Raw genomic sequence first — 17,278 nt, 5'->3', positions numbered from 1 at the left:
GGCAATTCACCTCCTTAATTAAAGAAACCTGTAGGATGCACGAGCATTGTTGAAAAAGACTTTATCGCGCATTTCTTTTGGAAAATGGAGAAAGGCGCGTGTCGGATCATCCCCATCCCAATGCGGATAATCACTGCAATACACGAGCATGTCTTCTGCCCCGCACATTTGAATGATTTCCACTAAGTCTTTCGGCCGGAACGGTTCTTCTATTGGCTGCGTGCCTAATCTGATATTGTTTCGTATATATTCACTCGGCAAATTTTTAACCCATGGTATTTCTTGGCGAAGCGACTTCCAGTTCTTATCCAACCGCCACATAACCGGTCCAATCCATGAAACACCGTACTCAATGAATATCACTTTCAGTTTCGGGAATCTTTCGAAAACTCCCTCGCATACGAGGCTTATCGTGTTACGCTGACCCACGAGCCCAAGTGAAGTATGCCACTCCATATAAGTAGAAGCAGGACCAACCCCAAGCGGCGGAGCGTATTCGCCATTTCCTTCCGTATCAGGATGTAAAACGATAGGCAAACCATACGCTTCTGCTACTTCATAAATGGGCCAATAATGCTTCTTGCCCAATGGGATATTGGTACAATGCATGTTAATCCCAACTATCTCAGGGCGTTTGCCAATTCTTTCGATCTCCTTCACAGACTGCTCAGGATCTAATGGCGTAATTTCCATTGTCATTTTGTATCTGGGATCACTTTTCATCCATTTATCATAGAGCCAATCATTCACAGCAGATGTGTATTTACCTGCAATCTCCAAATTGTGATAAGCAGCCATTGTCCCATGTCCTACATTTAAGATGCCGTAGGTCGTATCAAAGCGATCAAGTAAATCTGTCGCCAGAAAACGAGGGTCCGTCCCCGGCAGATCTCCATTTGGAGGAAATGCGTCTGCTCGCAATGCTACTGGTAATGGGTTCCCATAAGGTGATGTCGGGAAAACAAATGAACCGCCATTTTGCTTAGACATTGCCCCCTTGCTAAAGCGGCCAATATTCATATACCGCTGCACACCTTCATCCAAATAAGGAACTAATTCATTAAAATCACTTAAAAACGGATGAATGTCACAGTCAATTAATCCATTGGCACCGATACTTTTCATTTTTGTCCGAGTCTGATCTGCACTCATGCTTATCACCTCTGTTTGATTGTGAACTTGTTCATTTTATGAACATGTTCTAATTGAAAAATAACGAATTTCCTTAGTTTTGTCAACTAAGATTACATCTTTATTGTCCCTTTGTTTTTCACAATCTCCGTAGGTGTATGCTCTGTAACATACTGCTCTTCCCTTTTTTGATTTTCGCTAAGCCCTTTCAAAAAAGATACACACATCAAAATGATAATAGCGGTAAACGGCAGGGCCGCAACAACAGCAATAGTTTGAATCGTCTCCAAGCCTCCTGAAATTAAAAGCGCAATGGCGACTAACGCTTGAATGACACCCCACGTTATTTTCATTAATACGGAGGGGTTCTCGACACCTCTTTCACTGATCATCCCCAGCACATACGTAGAAGTATCTGCAAGCGTAATATAATAAAAAGAGATCACGATAAAACCTAAAACACTCAGCACCGTACTGAATGGCATATACTTAAATAGTTCAAATAACGCTAGACTGACATCTTTTGTAATGGCTAATGCCAGTTCGTTTTTGCCAGCCTGATGAATCAGATTAAGAGCAGTCCCTCCAAATACAGAAAACCAAGCGAAGCATCCTAAACTAGGTACTACCAATACACCAAATATAAATTCTCGTATTGTACGTCCTCTGGAAATCCTTGCGATAAACATGCCAACTGCCGGTCCCCAAGAGATCCAAACTGCCCAATAAAATACCGTCCAGCTCGAAATCCATGTATCTTCGTGAAAAGGTTCCAAACGTAAACTCATGGTCCAAAAATCATTTATATAACTACCTGTTGTGGAGAAGATGACTCGCAAGATAGTTACAGTTGGACCTGCCAGGAGAACGATGATCATTAGCAACAGAGACAGTAGCACTGTCGAATTGGATAAAAACTGTATGCCTCGTTTTAAACCTGTGCTTGTTGAGATCATAAACAAAACAGTAGTAACCGTAATGACTATGACTGAAACAGTCGTTGATTTCGGAACGGAGAATATAGACTCCATGCCACTAGTAATTTGAAGCGCACCCAATCCAAAAGAAGTAGCAACTCCAAACACAGTAGCTGTTACAGCAAATACATCAATTGCTTTCCCAATCGGTCCATGAATTTTTTCCTTTAATACTGGATAAAAGGAGGAGCTCATTAACGCAGGTAACTGTTTATTGTACTGAAAGTAAGCGAGTGCCAAACCGATGACGGCGTAGATTGCCCATGCATGAACTCCCCAATGAAAAAAGCTATACTTCATGGCAATTTTTGCTGCGTTCTCCGTATAAGGTTCACCTACAGGCGGTGAGGTGTAATGGATAACAGGTTCAGCTACGCCATAAAACATGATCCCTATTCCCATACCCGCACTAAAAAGCATCGCAATCCATGAGCCAGTTTTAAATTCAGGCCTTTGATCCTCACGCCCTAAACGTACTTTGCCAAACTTCGTAAATGGCAAGATCATGACCAACAGGAGAAACAAAAATACAGCACTTACATAAAACCAGTCGAATCCAACTAATGTCGTCTTCAAGATGGAACTTGTGATCGAGGCTAATTGTTCGTTGAAAACGATTCCCCAAACGATAAAGATGGAGATAATAAGGAAAGAAATAAGAACTACACTATTGTTAAAGCCTGATCTTTCCAATGCCCTGCCCCCTTCACAAGTCAATAGCTAAATTTCGCGACTCTCGATTATTCACCCCCCAAAAAGAAACAAATTCATTTTATGAACGTGTTCTTGTAAAGTTATTATAATTACCTCCCTATGCCCCGTCAATATTTTTTGTCTTTTCTGACTCTTATTGCACCATAATAAAAAGCATCCTCTTTAGAAAAGGGAATGTCCCCTTCCCTGCTAAGAAGATGCTTCTATCTATGTAGTATTTTCCTACTCATTTGGGATCTTAAGAAGACGTGTTGTGAGTGTTCGAATATGGCTCATCGTAATTTCAGCAGCCTCTTCTGGTGAATAGCTGCGTCGATTATTCAGCAAAAGGGTGATCATTGCTATCCAAGCGAGAACAGTTAACTCCGTTACTTCTTCAATATTCCCTTGACTGATAGACCCCTCCTGCAGCGCCAGCTCAAGAAAAGGTTTATTTCTCTTGGATAAATCTTGTTCAAACAATAAGTGCTTGACGTCTTCTGGAATCCCGATCAGATCTTTCGGATACTGAGAATAGTAATGCTTTAACAGTACATCTGGTTGCTCTCCCAGGTTAGCGACAAAAATAGCATGGTAGATTTTTGGTTTCATAAAAGAATGCTTACAAAAACACTCCCATGTGAGAAGGTACTTTTCCAGATAATTGCGTCCTTTATTCATATATAAAGGAATTTCATCCGTATACTCTTGCAGATACCTCATTGCCGCAAAGAAAATGAGATGGGATAGCTCTCCATAGTAGTTATAGATAGTGGAAACGGTAAAGCCAGCCTTATCTGCAATTTTTCTTGCTGTCACATTCTCCAAGCCATCCTGTTCAATAATAGAAAACGTAGCATCTACGAAATAATGCCACATCCGAGTCGTTTTAATTTCTTTTCTGCTCACAGAATCACCTTTCTTTACATCATCATCTTTTCGCCTATCTTGATGAGTGAATAAGTAGAATCATTTGAATGGTCACATTAGGGATAACTGATACTAAATGTAAATTTATCATTAGCAAAACAGGAGTACAAGGTAATTCCTTCATGAAAAAGGAATAAAAATAAACACTACCTGTCTCATTCAGAAACCGTCAAGTGTTGATTTACCTGATCGTCCCACCGAAGCATTCACATCTGCCTAGGTCATCGCATATTTTTGGGTAGAGCTGGATTTCACTAAAGCGATTCATGTTTGGCTGCTGTGGAGGTTATCAAATTGACGATTATTGATTGCGATAGTGATGTTGTAGCCATTGCATTGTGGATTATTGCCATTGGATTCGTGATTTTGGCGATCGAAAAGACGACCAAACTGAGTAACAAGCCGAGCTGTGAACCGAAGCCCTGCATGAATATCGAAATCAATCAGTCAAAGACACTGCAAAACGGTGATCAGTCCGCTACAGATGAGCAGCAGTACAAAGATATTTTGTCACAGCTGGAGCAGCTTCGTTCTGGCATTCAAGATATGCAAAAGGATTTACAGAAAAACGATAAAAAGTGATTTCACGATGCCATATTAGGGTGATTTCTATGATAGATAAAGATCTTGCAAACGAATTGGTAGCAGTAGGTGGATGGATTGCCGTTCTCGGTGCATTTTTGGCAGCCATTGGCTCTACAGGACAAGTTGAACCTGATGCTGGCAATTCATCCTCCTCTGCAAAAAACGGCTCTGATGACCTGAGCAAGCAGCTTTCAATGCAAAACAAGCTTCTGCAGAAACAGCAGATTCAAATTCAATTGATTCAAATGCAGCAGGAGCTTGCTCAACTAAATACGCTTTTGGACAAACAGAAAAAGTAAGCTGCGCTCCGATCCTTTTACTGACGAAACGTTCCTGCTCGCTTGCCTTGCCCCAGCTTTTGCTTCCCGTGGTTCAAAGCCTGCATTTCCCCGTAGCTTGCAATGAGCGCTATAAAAAAGAACACGAGATACAGGCCGGCAGTAAAAAACCCGGCAAACACTGACTTATCCACAAATAAATCTCCAGCTACGAGCGTTACAAGGCAGCCACCCAAAGCAATTCCCCCCATCCAGACCATGAATCGATAAAACCGATACAGCTTCGTCCCTTTTGGAATACTTACTTGGGTATCCATCGTGCGGTTCATCCTTGCGTGAATATACAAAAACAAGAGTAGGGGAATCTGTATGACTAAGACTATGACTGGCAGCGTGTAGCTGAGAAACGTGTCAAAGTCATAGACACGCGGGAATGCAAGCATTGAGGTGACAACCAAAAACCACCCACTCGGCAAATTGAACGCATTATAATGCTGCTGACCGCCAAAGGAGCCCAGACATACAAGAAATGCAAGGTACGCTACGATTACCTTAATCGTAAAAGCAGGGAACCATAAACTGAACAGTATGATCTCGATTCGATCTAAAAAATCTGTAACATGTATCTGTTGCACCAAAATAAAGATTGGGAAATTAAGCCTGCTCGCAATCGTAAAGCCCATAACACCAAGCAGAATCAACAGCAGCATGGAAACGGTAAAACCTACGATTATGATTCCGTGCTTCATGGCGGCAAAAAATAATCGTGGGTGTGTGGAGGCATGCAAGAAGGCTCCAAACAACAAAATATCTCCATAGATACCGATCGGCAAAAGATTGCTAGCAAATATTTTCTCCAGATCGGTACTTAAAATAGGCTCAAGCCGTTCCACGTTGTATTCATTTCCTAACAAAAAATAAAGCATCATCGACAAGACAAAGTAAGCGGGAAAATATATTTCATTTACCCGTGCAGCTACCTCCAGGCTCGTCCTGCCGTAGTACATCATCAAGAGGACAAACACAATCAGAATGATTTCAACCGGAGTTCGGGGTAATAGTGTCTGTCGAAAAAACTCAGATGCCCCCTTGATATCTAAAGTGAGAATGATCCATATATACCCCAGCAGAATGAGGTTGATAAATCCACCAATCCACTTGCCACACACGATGAACAATATTTCAAACAAATTCTTACCCGGATAGGCTCTAGACAATTCAGCCAGTACAAAAGCAACTACGATCGCATAGCCAACAGGCAAAATTTGCGAGAACCACGCATCCATCTTGCTTATCGCTACGATTTTGTGCAAGGAAGAAATCATCATGGCCGTCATCAGAACACTTCCTACCAACCAGGCAGTCTGACGATGGTTGATGACCTGCTTATGAATCATTCCCTTCCCTCCTCTACATCCACCGTTCAATCCAGTTTTTTAAAGGGGATATGTACGTTGATAGATGATCGAACGGTAAAATTTGATTGTACTGAAGCTGTAGACACACCATAAGCCCGATCGTTAATCCGTATAGAGTGAATATGATCGCCTGCTGCCTTGGAGGCATATTTTTTCGATTAACCAAAAAGGTGATGATGGATATGACGAGCAATAAACAAAAAAACAGCATAAAAATCCGATTCATAAACGCTCTTCCTTCATAATGTTTTTCGTTGTCTGGCCGATGTCGACGACTTGCACCTTGCTTTTTATTTCATACGTAATTCTGGGTATTTCCTTGTCCCACGTGTTGCGATACTTGTCCTTCCACTCCTTCGGAAAGTTGCGCGCCAGTACAATTCCTAGCCCAATCATATCTGAGCGGGTTTGCTTTGTTTGCTCCATCACTTTTTTTACATCATCCGTAACCTTTTGAGTCAGCTTGGCTTCAACAAGCTTGGAGTTCTTTTGCTGACTCAGATCCAATGAGCTATGATTTTCCGTAACGTAAGCAGAGCCGTGCAGCTCGATATTGAAATGAACATGCCCACCCTTGATGCTAGGCTGAATATTGGCCTTCGCATTTTGAAAGGCAATACTTAGCATTTCCTTTTGTCCCAAGTTCACGTTTAGATTGAGAGGTGTCGTTCGGTGAAACCATCGAAGTCCAGCTATCTCATAGTTTGTATAGGTAGCAATTAGCCTGTCACCCCGAAATGTCCCTATTCCGACCGCCTGAATTTCCTTGGACTTTCCCTTTGGATGTGAATTGACATCTTCAAAAATTGGTAAAAACGCATCCACGCCGGGCGTATTTAGCATTTGGGAAATATCCTTGATGGTGACCGGGATGGCCTCAGACTTCACCAATTCACGAATGGCTTCGCCGGAAAAACGCTCAAATTGCGGCTGGGCAACCAGCAAATCCATTCCTTTCCCCTTGGTCATCACGATGAAAGCGGTCAAGCGATTCTCGGGGAAACGGGAAACGATATCAAGTGCATCGCTGAAGCCCTCTTTCGCCAGCCGTTCCCCTATCACGACAATCCGATGGTGAGCATAGTAGAGGTGCCTGGACATTCTCGCCTGAATGGTACTATTTGCTTCGCGGATCGTTTTCCCAACGGCTGAATCAACATAATAGCTTTTATCTCCACTGGTTCCTCCCCCACCGCCCGAAGGTCCACCCAAATTGCTGACTAGCGGCACCTGAACGGACAACCGATACAGCCCGCCTGGTTCTTTATCCATCGCCATCGCAATGACAATCGCCATGTCATTGACTTCTCGGCGATCCCAACAGCCTGTAACGACTACCAGACTAAGTGCCAATCCAATCTTCCAGAGAGTACGCATCACGTCTTCCCCTCCTCGTTCGTGCTGCTGCGACCCGATACCCCTTTTCCCCCTCCCCTGCTCTGGATCTGATCGGCAAACCCGGAATCCATTCGCCTTGCATTTTGTACTCCCAAAAAGCTTGGCCGCTTTTCATTATTGGACCACGGAGCTCGAATCAGCGTGTCTTTCAAGTCGCCAACAGACATCGGTGCCAACGGGGAGAGATAAGGTACTCCAAAGGAGCGAAGGTTGGCCATATGTCCCAAAATGATCAAAGCCATGACTAAAATCCCGTAAATACCGAGAATCGAAGCAATAATCATCAACGGAAATCGAAGCATGCGCAAGGCAATCGCCGCATTAAAATGAGGAATCGTAAAAGAGGCAATCCCTGTGATGGATACGACGATGACCATAGGCGCGGAAACGATCCCAGCTTGGACAGCTGCTTGTCCAACTACGAGCGCCCCCAAAATACTGACAGCTTGACCAACCGTTTTCGGAAGACGTATCCCTGCTTCGCGCAACGCTTCAAACGCTACCTCCATGATCAACGCCTCCACAATCGCCGGAAATGGAATGGCTTCCCTCGCAGCAGCAATACTCAGCAACAGCGTTGTTGGCAGCATCTGTTGATGATAAGTCGTGATGGCAACATAAATCGCTGGCGTCACCAATGAAATGATCACGAACAAATATCGCAGCCATCGTACCAAGGTAGCCATTTGAAATCGCTCAAAGTAGTCTTCATTGGCTTGCATCAGCATCCAAAAGGTGGTGGGTACAATCAGCACCATCGGTGTCCCATCCACAAAAATCGCGACTCGCCCTTCGAGAAGCGCACCCGCGACGGTATCGGGGCGCTCCGAATACATGACTTGCGGAAAAGGAGAATACGTACTGTCTTGGATCAGCTCCTCGATATAGCCACTTTCCAGTACCGCGTCAATATCTATCCTGTCGATACGCCTAGATACTTCCTCGACGACTTGAGGATCAGCTATCCCGTCTAGATAGGCGATAACCAGATTGGTATTCGTCTCACGCCCAACAACAGCCGACTTCATTTTTAAACGTGGCGTTTTCAGCTTGCGTCGAAGCATGGAGGTGTTCGTGCGGATATTCTCAATAAAGCCCTCACGTGGTCCACGAACTACGGCTTCACCCTCTGGCTCATTGACGGATCGTTTTTCCGCTCCGCGTATCCCGAGAGTGAGCGCCTCTTGATTTCCCTCAACGATGAGCGCAGTATCACCAGAGAGTACAGCCTGCAGAAGTTGTTTATAATCATTGACTCTCGTAATTTGGGAGACTGGCAAAAGCACTTCTTCAATAACTCGAACATGCTCATCGCCATCCTCGAGCACCATTAGAGTCTTTAATGCTTGATTTACCTCATGGGTATCGATCAACCCATCAACAAATACAGCGATCGCGATCACACTGTTTTTTTGTTTGAATTCCCGTATGACAAAATCCGAGCAATCCGCAAACAGTTTTTTCAAAAGGGCGATGTTATCTGCGAGTTTAGAAAAAACCGGAATGCCCTCCAGATCCATTAAGCTACAGGCATTTATAGACTCGATCAGCTCTTTTGTTGTGTCTTTACGCTTAAAATCCATGTCTTCACCTGCCACTGGAAAGCTATACGTATTATGGATGATTAAGGTAAGAGCTATGCAAGAAAGCTCAAGCTCACATAATCTTCGCTTGTCTGGACAAAGTAGGGACAAGTCAATTAGAAAGAAGGGGCTTGTTTGGTAGCACCAACAAAAGAGTACGAGCTAACTATAGACGGGCACACCTTGTCGATTACAAATCCATATAAACCGTTATGGCCAGATGCAGAAGTAACAAAACTGGACTATATCCGCTACTTGTTAATCGTGGCTAAGCCAATGCTCGCTTATGCAAAAGATCGCCTTTTGACCGTTATCCGTTATCCTCATGGGATAACCGACAAGCATTTTTACCAAAAAAACACGCCCGATTATGCCCCAGCCTGGATTCAAACCCATACCTGGGAAAATGTTCGCTATGCTTTATGCAATAATGAGGCGACCCTCATCTGGATGGCAAATCAGGCTGCACTGGAGTGGCATGTTTCGTTTCATCTAGCGAAAAATGAGATACCGACCGAGCTGGTTTTTGATTTGGACCCATCTACGGATGACTTTTCGGTAGTGATCCAAAGCGCTATGCTTGTAAAAGAATTGTTAGATGAGCTCCATCTCCCCTCGCACGTCAAAACATCAGGCTCAAGTGGCTTGCAAATTTATGTACCAATCGAGCTTCGTTATACATTTGAGCAAACCCGTCAGGTAGGCTATTTTTTGGCTTCTTATTTAGTGAGCAAGCATCCCGAGTTGCTCACTATCGAAAGAATGGTTAAAAACAGAGGGAGTAAGCTCTATATCGATTATTTACAGCATTGGCGCGGCAAAACACTGCCTGCTCCCTACTCCCCACGTGCAAAAGAGAAAGCGACTGTCTCAACACCCCTAAACTGGGAAGAGGTGCCGCATATTCACCCTACTGCCTTTACGATTCATACTGTACCCGAACGTTTGCAGACGCTGGGTGACCTCTTTTCCCCAGTCTCCTCTCCAAATAGCAGAGCTTCCCTTGATTCCGTTCTTTCCTTTTTACAGTCACGCTAAGTGTGTAATTGGAATCCCCCTACCTGTTTGTGCTATACTGTGCACAGACGTTTTCTGGCAAGGAGGCATTTTTCATGATCGATCCAATTGCAATTGCAATCGGACCTTTAAAGATTCACTGGTACGGCATCATTATGGGGCTCGCTTTTTTTCTTGGGACCTATTTAGCCCGGTACAATTCCAAACGTTCTGGCATTGATCCTGATCACGTCCTGAATATGGTTGTACTGATCATTCCGGCAGCGATTATCTGCGCTCGTTTGTACTACGTGGTGTTTGAATGGGGTCAGTACAAAGACAACCCGATCGACATCATTAAAGTGTGGAATGGAGGGCTCGCGATTCACGGAGGACTTATCGGCGGGGTGTTAGCGGGAACGTGGTATATCCGCAAGCACAAGCTGCCTTTCCTTCGTTTGGCCGACATCTTTATGCCCAGCGTGATTCTCGGGCAAGCAATTGGCCGTTGGGGCAATTTCATCAACCAGGAAGCACATGGGGACGTGGCCTCAGCCGAATTCATGGAGAAATTCCCCGCCTTTATCCGTGATCAGATGTACATTGGGGGCCAATACTACCACCCCACATTCCTCTATGAGTCGATGTGGAATCTCGTAGTCTTTGCCATACTTATCTTCATGCTGTATCGCTTCAAAAAGTTCGATGGACAAATACTGTTCAGCTACATGATTCTTTATTCAATCGGACGCTTCTTCATTGAAGGAATGCGTACGGACAGCCTACTCATCGCGGACACGCTCCGAGTTGCGCAGCTGGTCAGTTTAAGCCTCATTGCCATCGGAATCATTTTGATGCTCGTGTTTGCCCGAAAAAGCAAACAGTCAGGACATTCGCAAAACTCCATGGAGTAAATGTCACTCAAAGCTTCCAAGCCACCCCTTCCATAGCGGAACCGGGTGGCTTTTTTGTTTGTCCTGTCTGAATAATCGTAAACGAGGGAATAACTGGTAGATAACGATATGTGATGGGGTGACAAGCATGGAGGATGGTATTTTAGAAGACTATCTAGACCGTAATGTGCGCGTGCATTTTGCTCCCGCTATGATCGGTTCCGGATTATCTCCCTATACCGAAGGCAAGCTGTACGATTACAGCTTGAACGGTATCCTACTGCAGGAGAGTGACGGGTCACTTGATTATATTCCCTTTGCCTCGGTCAGACTCATTCAGATTCGGCCAAAGGCTGGGCTATGGGAGCGACTAACAGGATCTGGATAATAAAAAGATAAAAAGACACCTTTTCCGGGTATACAATCTTCCGGTACGAAGGTGTCTTTTTTCACTACCTTAGAAAGAATAATTCTGAACTGATTTTATAAAAACACATCGAAAACGACATAACAGGCTGCGGCAAGCAAAGCAGAAACAGGAAGTGTAATTACCCAAGTAATTAAAATTCGTCCTGCTAACCCCCATTTTACTGCATTGAGCTTTTGAGATGCCCCTACCCCTAGGATCGAGGAGGTAATTACGTGTGTCGTACTTACCGGAAGCTTCAATGTTGTAAAAATAGTGATGATCAAGGCCGAAGACAAATCAGCTGAAAAGCCGCTAATCGGCTTGATCTTCATGATCTTACCGCCCATTGTTTTGATAATTCGCCAGCCACCAAAGGATGTTCCAAGTGCCATAGCAATCGCAGCAGAGAACTTAACCCAGAGTGGAATCGTGAATTCCCCTGGCTCTTGTACCAAAAATCCACCTGAAATCAGTGCGAGGGTGATAACACCCATTGTCTTCTGTGCATCGTTTGCTCCATGGCTAAATGACTGCCAGGACGCAGACAACACTTGAAGAGCACGGAAGGTCCGATTGGTCTTATGGTAAGCTTTATTGGCTACAATTTTGGATACAATCTTAATGACGATAAAACCGATAACAAAGGCCACAATCGGCGAAATAATTAACGCCTTTACGATCTCAATAAAGCCTTCCATGTTGATCGCTCCAAGACCTGCTGCTCCCACAGCTGCACCAGCAACACCACCGATGATTGCGTGTGAAGAAGAGCTCGGAATTCCGAACCACCATGTGATGAGGTTCCACAAGATCGCTGCAGTCAAAGCTGCAAGAACAACCAATAGTCCATTAGGCAGCTTAAACGGATCCGTTATTTGTCCACCGATCGTTTTTGCTACACCCGTATAGGTCAGCGCACCAACGAGGTTAAAAACAGAAGCAATTACGATAGCAGTACGTGGACTTAGCGCCCGGGTGGATACCGATGTGGCAATCGCGTTTGCTGTGTCATGAAAGCCGTTAATAAAGTCAAAGCTAAGCGCCATGATGACGACGAGTACGAGAATAATCACCTCTGGCGATAGATCAGGCATTCTTTAACACGATCCCTTCTACCAGGTTGGAAACATCCTCCGCAAAGTCAGCACAGTCCTCAAGCTTGTCATAGATTTCTTTGAGCTTGATCGCTTCGATCGGATTGGCGTCAGGTGCGTTAAGCAGGTCTGATACCATTTTGCGGTAGTTGGAATCGGATTCGTGTTCGAGATCTTTAATCTCTCTTGCAATCTTGGAAACTACCTTATGATCCAGCTTGCGAAGTGTGCGAATCAGCTCAATGAGCTTTGCCGAGCATTTAACCAAAATGTTGGCCTGAGCAAGAACTCGCGGGTCTGGCTGGCGTACTTGATACAGATACATACGATCCGCTACGCCGTCGATGTAGTCAATCATCGAGTCCATAGTATGAGCGAGTTGGTGAATATCTTCACGCTCAAGTGGAGTGATAAAGGTAGAGTTCAATTCGTTCATAATGCGGCGAACGATTTCATCCCCTTCTTTTTCAACAGCTTTGATTGCTTTTACTTTCGCCTCTAAATCGTGATAGTTCCCTATCATTTCATAAAAGAGATGAGTCCCTTTGTGCACTGTAGCAATTTGCTGTTCGAACAGATCAAAGAAGATATACTTGTTTGATTTCAACATACGTTCCTTCTTCACTCCTTAGGAAAAATCACACTAGACGATTATATCGAACATTAATGTTGACGTAAATTTAAAAACAAGGTCAAGTATGTGTATTTTTTTTTAATAATTTATTAAGTTTTTGTAAATCATCTTTACAATCGACAAAAAAACACTCATTCCCACTAGGGTATGAGTGTTAGTCTACCAGCCAATCCCATATTTAATTCGTAGCTGCCAGCATACAATCCTTCTTTTTCTTGGCTTCGTACATCAAGGTATCTGCTTTTTCAGTCAACTCCTTGGCACTCGCGGCATGGAGTGGATAAGACGCTACGCCGATACTGACGGTCACACCGGAAAGCAAGCTGCGGGCCTGCTTCTGGATGCGTTCTCCTACACCAAGACCTACTCTCGTTTCAGTCTGTGGCAGCAGCACCACAAACTCTTCACCGCCCCAACGCCCTACAGCATCCTGTCTGCGGACATTGACCTGGAGCAAATCGGCAAACTGGCACAAAAGCTGGTCTCCTCTGATATGTCCATGTCGGTCATTAAAATCCTTGAAGTTATCCAAATCAATAAACAGTAAGGTGACAGGATATTGATTGCGCTTTGCCAGCTGCACTTCTTGCTCAAGTTTGTCGATAAAGCGTCGGTTGACCAATACGCCCGTTAGTGAATCGTGATAAGCCATCCGCCGCAATTTATTTACATAGGTTCCGAGCATGTATCCTGCGACTGTCTGGATCATGACTATGGCGGAAACCAGCGCTGCCATAGTTCCATCCTTAGGGAATCCATACACCCCAAGCCAAATCAAAATCATTAGACAGGAAGCCCCCATGCCAATCCAGCGCGAGTCCACAACAAATTCCCTCCGGTCCATGCTAGTAGCACCTCAAATTCAAATGATTCATAAGACCTAACTTACATGAGAAAAATAGGACTTTAATCGTAATGTTAGGAATATTTTACCTATCTTTTGACCCGAGATCAATAACTAATACGATACATAACTCGCTGAACCATCTATTCTTCATCAAATCGACATCATTTATTAAAATTTTCAGACTAATGGCAACCCTCTTTCTTATCTTGATACTCTCAGATATAATTACAAAATATTCTTTATCGATAGGGAGGAATTGTCCTTCATGGCCTGGTTGCAAAATATCATCTCCCGCTATGACAGTACCATTTGGATTCGTGTCATCGGGACCATTCTTACAACATTTGCTGGCTTTATGCTTCGACCCTTCCTCGCTTTTTATCTGTACGACAAAATGGATGGAAATCTGCTGGTGGCTGCCATGGTCACGAGCCTTCAACCACTGACAAGTATCATCTCCGGGTATTTTGCAGGAAGTCTATCTGATCGCTACGGACGCAAGCCTTTGATGGTAGCTGCTCTCTTCATTGAAGCCATATCCATGGCAGGCTACATCTGGGCGGAATCTCTTTTGGCCTTTGCTGCCCTAACTGTCTTGAACGGGATTGGCGCTTCTCTGTTCTGGCCAGCTGCAAGCGCACAGGTAACAGATGTGGTTCCTGAGGAAAAGCGTAGTGAGGTTTTTGCCCTGCTGCATACCGCATTGAATCTGGGTGCTGCCGCAGGTCCATTAATCGGCGTTGCGCTTTACAAAATTAATCCTGCAATCGCCTTTGCTATCTGTTCTTGTATGCTGTTCGTTTACTGTTTACTCATCGTTTGGAAGGTACCAGAAACTTTGCCGGTAGAAATGCGTGAGCGAGCCAAACAAACAACCGATAAGCAGGCCATCGCCCGTATGAAGCTTACCGACCATACTACCTTGATCTGGATCACTTTGGCAGCAGTACCTGTGTCGCTTTTGTACTCTCAAGTAGAAATCATTCTGCCTCAACATTTGCGAGCACAATACGATGATTTTCTGACCGTATTCGCCACACTCTTAACGATTAATGGAATTCTCGTAGTCTGCTGTCAAATTGCAATCGCAAAATTCGCAGAGCGCTTTGCCACCCATCGTGTGATTTTGCTTGCCTATCTGTTTCTCGCCTGTGTCGGCTTTGGCTACGGATGGGCTCCGGGCTTCTTCTTATTAATTCTCGCAGAAATCTTGTTTACCATCGGTGAGATGCTCTATGGACCGCAAATTCAAAAAGCGATTTCCGTCATGGCTCCCGAAGAGTATCGCGGTCGTTACTTCGCCATCTTTGGAGCTAACTGGGGAATTACCGGTACGATCGGACCCTCAGTCGGTGCAGTAGCATTCCGCGGTATCGGTGGGGCACTCTGGTTTTCGATCGTAGGTCTGCTCCTGTTCGTAGGAGGACTCCTCCAAACACAGCTAGTGAAACGTGCCATGCAGCGCTCTCAACAAACTACTGTGCTGCCTCCAGAAGCTCAATCAGAGCCATCTCACGCTGTTCAATCGTAAATGCTTACTCTATGAACTGGCTGCTCGCTTCGCGACGGTCAGTTTTTTTATGCGCGAATTCCTCTGAATTGGAATCAACTGGAAAGGGAAAGCTAGCCATACTTATTACGAAACGGGAGTGATTGCTTGTATGCCCCGGATTGAAGCTGTTGCTACTGCTGTGCCTTCTCATCAAGTTACACAAGAAGATTCCGTTAGGCTCGCCCGCCACTTTTTTCAGGACGCTTTTCCTGATATCGATCGCCTCCTGCATGTTTTTGCTCACAGTAAGATCAGGAAACGTCATTTTTGCATGCCAATGGACTGGTTTTCGGACAACCGTCTTTTTACCGAAAAGAATCGACTTTATATCGAGCATGCTGAAACGCTTGCCACAGAAGCAGCACTACGCTGCCTGGAAAAAGCAGGGGTTTCCGCTATGGCGGTCGATTGTCTGATTTTTGTCTCCAGTACAGGAATTGCTACACCCAGCCTCGACTCTCGGCTTGTGAACCGCCTCGGTCTGCGTTCAGATATTACGCGCTTGCCTTTATGGGGCCTCGGCTGTGCAGGAGGGGCTATGGGGCTGTCACGCGCGTGTGAGTATACGGCGGCCTACCCTGCGAAGCGTGTACTGCTGGTCAGCGTGGAGTTATGCGGATTGACTTTTATCCGTCAAGACATGTCCAAAAGCAATCTGGTTGCTACCTGCCTCTTTGGTGATGGTGCAGCTGCTGTCCTCGTAGAAGGAGATCAGGTAGAAGCTCTTCGCACTTCCGGGGCACCTAGACTTCAGTTTTGCGGTGCACGCACGACGACATGGCCAGACACCCTCGATGTGATGGGGTGGGAAGTGACCGAGCCAGGATTGAAGGTCATTTTTTCACGAGATATTCCAACCATCATCCATCAAGCGATGAAAGACAATGTAGAGAGCTTCTTGTCACCCTTTGACACTACGGTTGAGAGACTCCGTCACTTTATTCTTCATCCTGGTGGAACAAAAGTGTTATCTGCCTACCAGGAGTCGCTCGGTATCTCCTCCGATGCCACTCGTCTATCAGAAGAGGTACTGCATGACTTTGGCAACATGTCGTCGCCTACCGTCTTATTCGTGCTTGAAAAAAGTATGGAGCAAGCGTGGGAGACAGGGGAACGCGGGCTTTTGGCTGCACTTGGCCCGGGCTTTAGCTCAGAGCTACTATTATTAGAGGCGAGGTAGGAGTGCATGATGTTCTTTGCAATTGTGATCGGTGTAGTGCTCCTGCAACGAGTCTTTGAACTCCATTTAGCAGCTCGTAACGCAAAATACATCCGGTCACGTGGTGGCTATGAGATCGGAGCTGGGCACTATAAATACATCGTAGGGCTTCACTTCCTATTCTTTATCAGCCTGGTGCTTGAGGTGAGCACCGACGCCTCTCCATTCGCCCTGCCTTCCTGGTGGATGTACCCGTTTTGCTTTTTCCTTATTGCCCAGCTACTTCGTTACTGGTGCATACGAAGTCTCGGCAAGCATTGGAATACGCGAATTTTGATTGTCCCGGGCATAAAGCCAGTCATTCGCGGGCCGTATCGCTTTTTGCGTCATCCAAATTATATGGTCGTGGCGATCGAGCTTTGCTGCCTGCCCCTGACATTTTCCGCGTACGTAACCGCTATCCTTTTTACCTTGCTCAACGCATGGCTTCTTTTGCACATACGAATACCATTGGAAGAGAAAAGCGTGTATGCAGCAAACAAGCAGCAGTAACCCCACGAAATCTCTGCAATTGAATCGAGTAGGAGGGGGTGACTAACCCCCGACCTCTCACACCACCGTACGTACCGTTCGGTATACGGCGGTTCATCTAAGTTTGACGTAAAAGAAAATACCTATCCTTAAGACTCTTAAGACCTTCG

18 protein-coding genes are annotated in these 17,278 nt (G+C 45.0%); 8 read left to right on the top strand and 10 right to left on the bottom strand.

The window, feature by feature from the left end; all coding sequences use genetic code 11:
* Positions 1 to 18 precede the first annotated feature (18 nt).
* From C3B52_RS09665 to C3B52_RS09655, 3 genes are all read right to left on the bottom strand, one after another.
* On the bottom strand, positions 19 to 1,152 hold the full coding sequence (locus C3B52_RS09665) for an amidohydrolase family protein (RefSeq protein WP_103105883.1): 1,134 nt from the start codon (positions 1,150 to 1,152) through the stop codon (positions 19 to 21).
* A 92-nt stretch (positions 1,153 to 1,244) separates the two neighbouring features.
* A complete protein-coding gene (locus C3B52_RS09660) occupies positions 1,245 to 2,801 on the bottom strand; it encodes a BCCT family transporter (RefSeq protein ID WP_103105882.1) in 1,557 nt (518 codons plus the stop codon).
* Positions 2,802 to 3,044: 243 nt separating this feature from the next.
* Positions 3,045 to 3,710 carry a TetR/AcrR family transcriptional regulator gene (locus C3B52_RS09655; RefSeq protein ID WP_103105881.1) on the bottom strand — a complete coding sequence of 222 codons (666 nt, stop codon included), beginning with the start codon at positions 3,708 to 3,710 and terminating at the stop codon, positions 3,045 to 3,047.
* Between the two features lie 291 nt (positions 3,711 to 4,001).
* On the opposite strand from C3B52_RS09655, the gene C3B52_RS09650 reads away from it, so the two are divergent.
* Entirely contained in the window at positions 4,002 to 4,313 is a 312-nt protein-coding gene (locus C3B52_RS09650; RefSeq protein ID WP_164684736.1) for a hypothetical protein, read from the top strand.
* A 29-nt stretch (positions 4,314 to 4,342) separates the two neighbouring features.
* On the top strand, positions 4,343 to 4,615 hold the full coding sequence (locus C3B52_RS09645) for a hypothetical protein (protein ID WP_103105879.1): 273 nt from the start codon (positions 4,343 to 4,345) through the stop codon (positions 4,613 to 4,615).
* A gap of 17 nt (positions 4,616 to 4,632) precedes the next feature.
* Here C3B52_RS09645 and C3B52_RS09640 read toward each other — a convergent pair whose 3' ends face one another.
* From C3B52_RS09640 to C3B52_RS09625, 4 genes are read right to left on the bottom strand one after another with little or no spacing between them, the layout of a single operon-like run.
* Complete coding sequence (locus C3B52_RS09640; protein WP_103105878.1) at positions 4,633 to 5,991, bottom strand: GerAB/ArcD/ProY family transporter; 1,359 nt, start codon at positions 5,989 to 5,991, stop codon at positions 4,633 to 4,635.
* 13 nt (positions 5,992 to 6,004) lie between these two features.
* On the bottom strand, positions 6,005 to 6,238 hold the full coding sequence (locus tag C3B52_RS09635; protein WP_103105877.1) for a hypothetical protein: 234 nt from the start codon (positions 6,236 to 6,238) through the stop codon (positions 6,005 to 6,007).
* Positions 6,235 to 7,389: a Ger(x)C family spore germination protein gene (locus tag C3B52_RS09630; protein ID WP_103105876.1), complete on the bottom strand. Its 1,155-nt coding sequence runs from the start codon at positions 7,387 to 7,389 to the stop codon at positions 6,235 to 6,237. Before C3B52_RS09630 ends, C3B52_RS09635 begins: the two co-directional genes overlap by 4 nt.
* Positions 7,389 to 8,993, bottom strand: coding sequence for a spore germination protein (locus C3B52_RS09625; RefSeq protein ID WP_103105875.1), 1,605 nt, complete (start codon positions 8,991 to 8,993; stop codon positions 7,389 to 7,391). The genes C3B52_RS09630 and C3B52_RS09625 overlap by 1 nt, the downstream gene beginning before the upstream one ends.
* 135 nt (positions 8,994 to 9,128) lie before the next feature.
* On the opposite strand from C3B52_RS09625, the gene ligD reads away from it, so the two are divergent.
* From ligD to C3B52_RS09610, 3 genes are all read left to right on the top strand, one after another.
* Positions 9,129 to 10,031, top strand: coding sequence for a non-homologous end-joining DNA ligase (gene ligD, locus C3B52_RS09620; RefSeq protein WP_103105874.1), 903 nt, complete (start codon positions 9,129 to 9,131; stop codon positions 10,029 to 10,031).
* A 74-nt stretch (positions 10,032 to 10,105) separates the two neighbouring features.
* Positions 10,106 to 10,903, top strand: coding sequence for a prolipoprotein diacylglyceryl transferase (gene lgt / locus C3B52_RS09615; RefSeq protein WP_103105873.1), 798 nt, complete (start codon positions 10,106 to 10,108; stop codon positions 10,901 to 10,903).
* A gap of 127 nt (positions 10,904 to 11,030) precedes the next feature.
* Complete coding sequence (locus C3B52_RS09610; protein WP_103105872.1) at positions 11,031 to 11,270, top strand: hypothetical protein; 240 nt, start codon at positions 11,031 to 11,033, stop codon at positions 11,268 to 11,270.
* Between the two features lie 95 nt (positions 11,271 to 11,365).
* Here C3B52_RS09610 and C3B52_RS09605 read toward each other — a convergent pair whose 3' ends face one another.
* From C3B52_RS09605 to C3B52_RS09595, 3 genes are all read right to left on the bottom strand, one after another.
* Positions 11,366 to 12,385 (bottom strand): inorganic phosphate transporter, encoded by a 1,020-nt coding sequence (locus C3B52_RS09605; RefSeq protein ID WP_103105871.1) that lies wholly within the window; start codon positions 12,383 to 12,385, stop codon positions 11,366 to 11,368.
* Positions 12,378 to 12,995 carry a DUF47 domain-containing protein gene (locus tag C3B52_RS09600; protein WP_103105870.1) on the bottom strand — a complete coding sequence of 206 codons (618 nt, stop codon included), beginning with the start codon at positions 12,993 to 12,995 and terminating at the stop codon, positions 12,378 to 12,380. The genes C3B52_RS09605 and C3B52_RS09600 overlap by 8 nt, the downstream gene beginning before the upstream one ends.
* Before the next feature lie 202 nt (positions 12,996 to 13,197).
* Complete coding sequence (locus C3B52_RS09595; protein WP_235615655.1) at positions 13,198 to 13,863, bottom strand: GGDEF domain-containing protein; 666 nt, start codon at positions 13,861 to 13,863, stop codon at positions 13,198 to 13,200.
* 268 nt (positions 13,864 to 14,131) lie between these two features.
* Here C3B52_RS09595 and C3B52_RS09585 point away from each other — a divergent pair, with 268 nt between their 5' ends.
* The 3 genes from C3B52_RS09585 to C3B52_RS09575 all read left to right on the top strand — a co-directional run bounded on the left by C3B52_RS09585 (position 14,132) and on the right by C3B52_RS09575 (position 17,129).
* Positions 14,132 to 15,397, top strand: coding sequence for an MDR family MFS transporter (locus C3B52_RS09585; protein WP_103105867.1), 1,266 nt, complete (start codon positions 14,132 to 14,134; stop codon positions 15,395 to 15,397).
* A 130-nt stretch (positions 15,398 to 15,527) separates the two neighbouring features.
* Positions 15,528 to 16,598, top strand: coding sequence for a type III polyketide synthase (locus tag C3B52_RS09580; protein WP_103105866.1), 1,071 nt, complete (start codon positions 15,528 to 15,530; stop codon positions 16,596 to 16,598).
* Positions 16,599 to 16,604: 6 nt separating this feature from the next.
* Entirely contained in the window at positions 16,605 to 17,129 is a 525-nt protein-coding gene (locus C3B52_RS09575; protein ID WP_103105865.1) for an isoprenylcysteine carboxyl methyltransferase family protein, read from the top strand.
* Positions 17,130 to 17,278 lie beyond the last annotated feature (149 nt).

The organism is Brevibacillus reuszeri (assembly GCF_002897295.1).
Lineage (GTDB): Bacteria > Bacillota > Bacilli > Brevibacillales > Brevibacillaceae > Brevibacillus > Brevibacillus reuszeri_A.
This window is presented reverse-complemented; position numbering and strand designations above follow the sequence as displayed.

Bases quoted from the DNA above. Each gene is read 5' to 3' on its own strand.
- C3B52_RS09665 (WP_103105883.1), bottom strand. From the start codon at position 1,152: ATGAGTGCAGATCAGACTCGGACAAAAATGAAAAGTATCGGTGCCAAT.
- C3B52_RS09640 (WP_103105878.1), bottom strand. From the start codon at position 5,991: ATGATTCATAAGCAGGTCATCAACCATCGTCAGACTGCCTGGTTGGTA.
- C3B52_RS09635 (WP_103105877.1), bottom strand. From the start codon at position 6,238: ATGAATCGGATTTTTATGCTGTTTTTTTGTTTATTGCTCGTCATATCC.
- C3B52_RS09625 (WP_103105875.1), bottom strand. From the start codon at position 8,993: ATGGATTTTAAGCGTAAAGACACAACAAAAGAGCTGATCGAGTCTATA.
- C3B52_RS09645 (WP_103105879.1), top strand. From the start codon at position 4,343: ATGATAGATAAAGATCTTGCAAACGAATTGGTAGCAGTAGGTGGATGG.
- C3B52_RS09605 (WP_103105871.1), bottom strand. From the start codon at position 12,385: ATGCCTGATCTATCGCCAGAGGTGATTATTCTCGTACTCGTCGTCATC.
- C3B52_RS09575 (WP_103105865.1), top strand. From the start codon at position 16,605: ATGATGTTCTTTGCAATTGTGATCGGTGTAGTGCTCCTGCAACGAGTC.
- C3B52_RS09610 (WP_103105872.1), top strand. From the start codon at position 11,031: ATGGAGGATGGTATTTTAGAAGACTATCTAGACCGTAATGTGCGCGTG.
- C3B52_RS09580 (WP_103105866.1), top strand. From the start codon at position 15,528: ATGCCCCGGATTGAAGCTGTTGCTACTGCTGTGCCTTCTCATCAAGTT.
- lgt (WP_103105873.1), top strand. From the start codon at position 10,106: ATGATCGATCCAATTGCAATTGCAATCGGACCTTTAAAGATTCACTGG.
- C3B52_RS09595 (WP_235615655.1), bottom strand. From the start codon at position 13,863: ATGGACCGGAGGGAATTTGTTGTGGACTCGCGCTGGATTGGCATGGGG.
- C3B52_RS09630 (WP_103105876.1), bottom strand. From the start codon at position 7,389: ATGCGTACTCTCTGGAAGATTGGATTGGCACTTAGTCTGGTAGTCGTT.
- C3B52_RS09585 (WP_103105867.1), top strand. From the start codon at position 14,132: ATGGCCTGGTTGCAAAATATCATCTCCCGCTATGACAGTACCATTTGG.
- C3B52_RS09600 (WP_103105870.1), bottom strand. From the start codon at position 12,995: ATGTTGAAATCAAACAAGTATATCTTCTTTGATCTGTTCGAACAGCAA.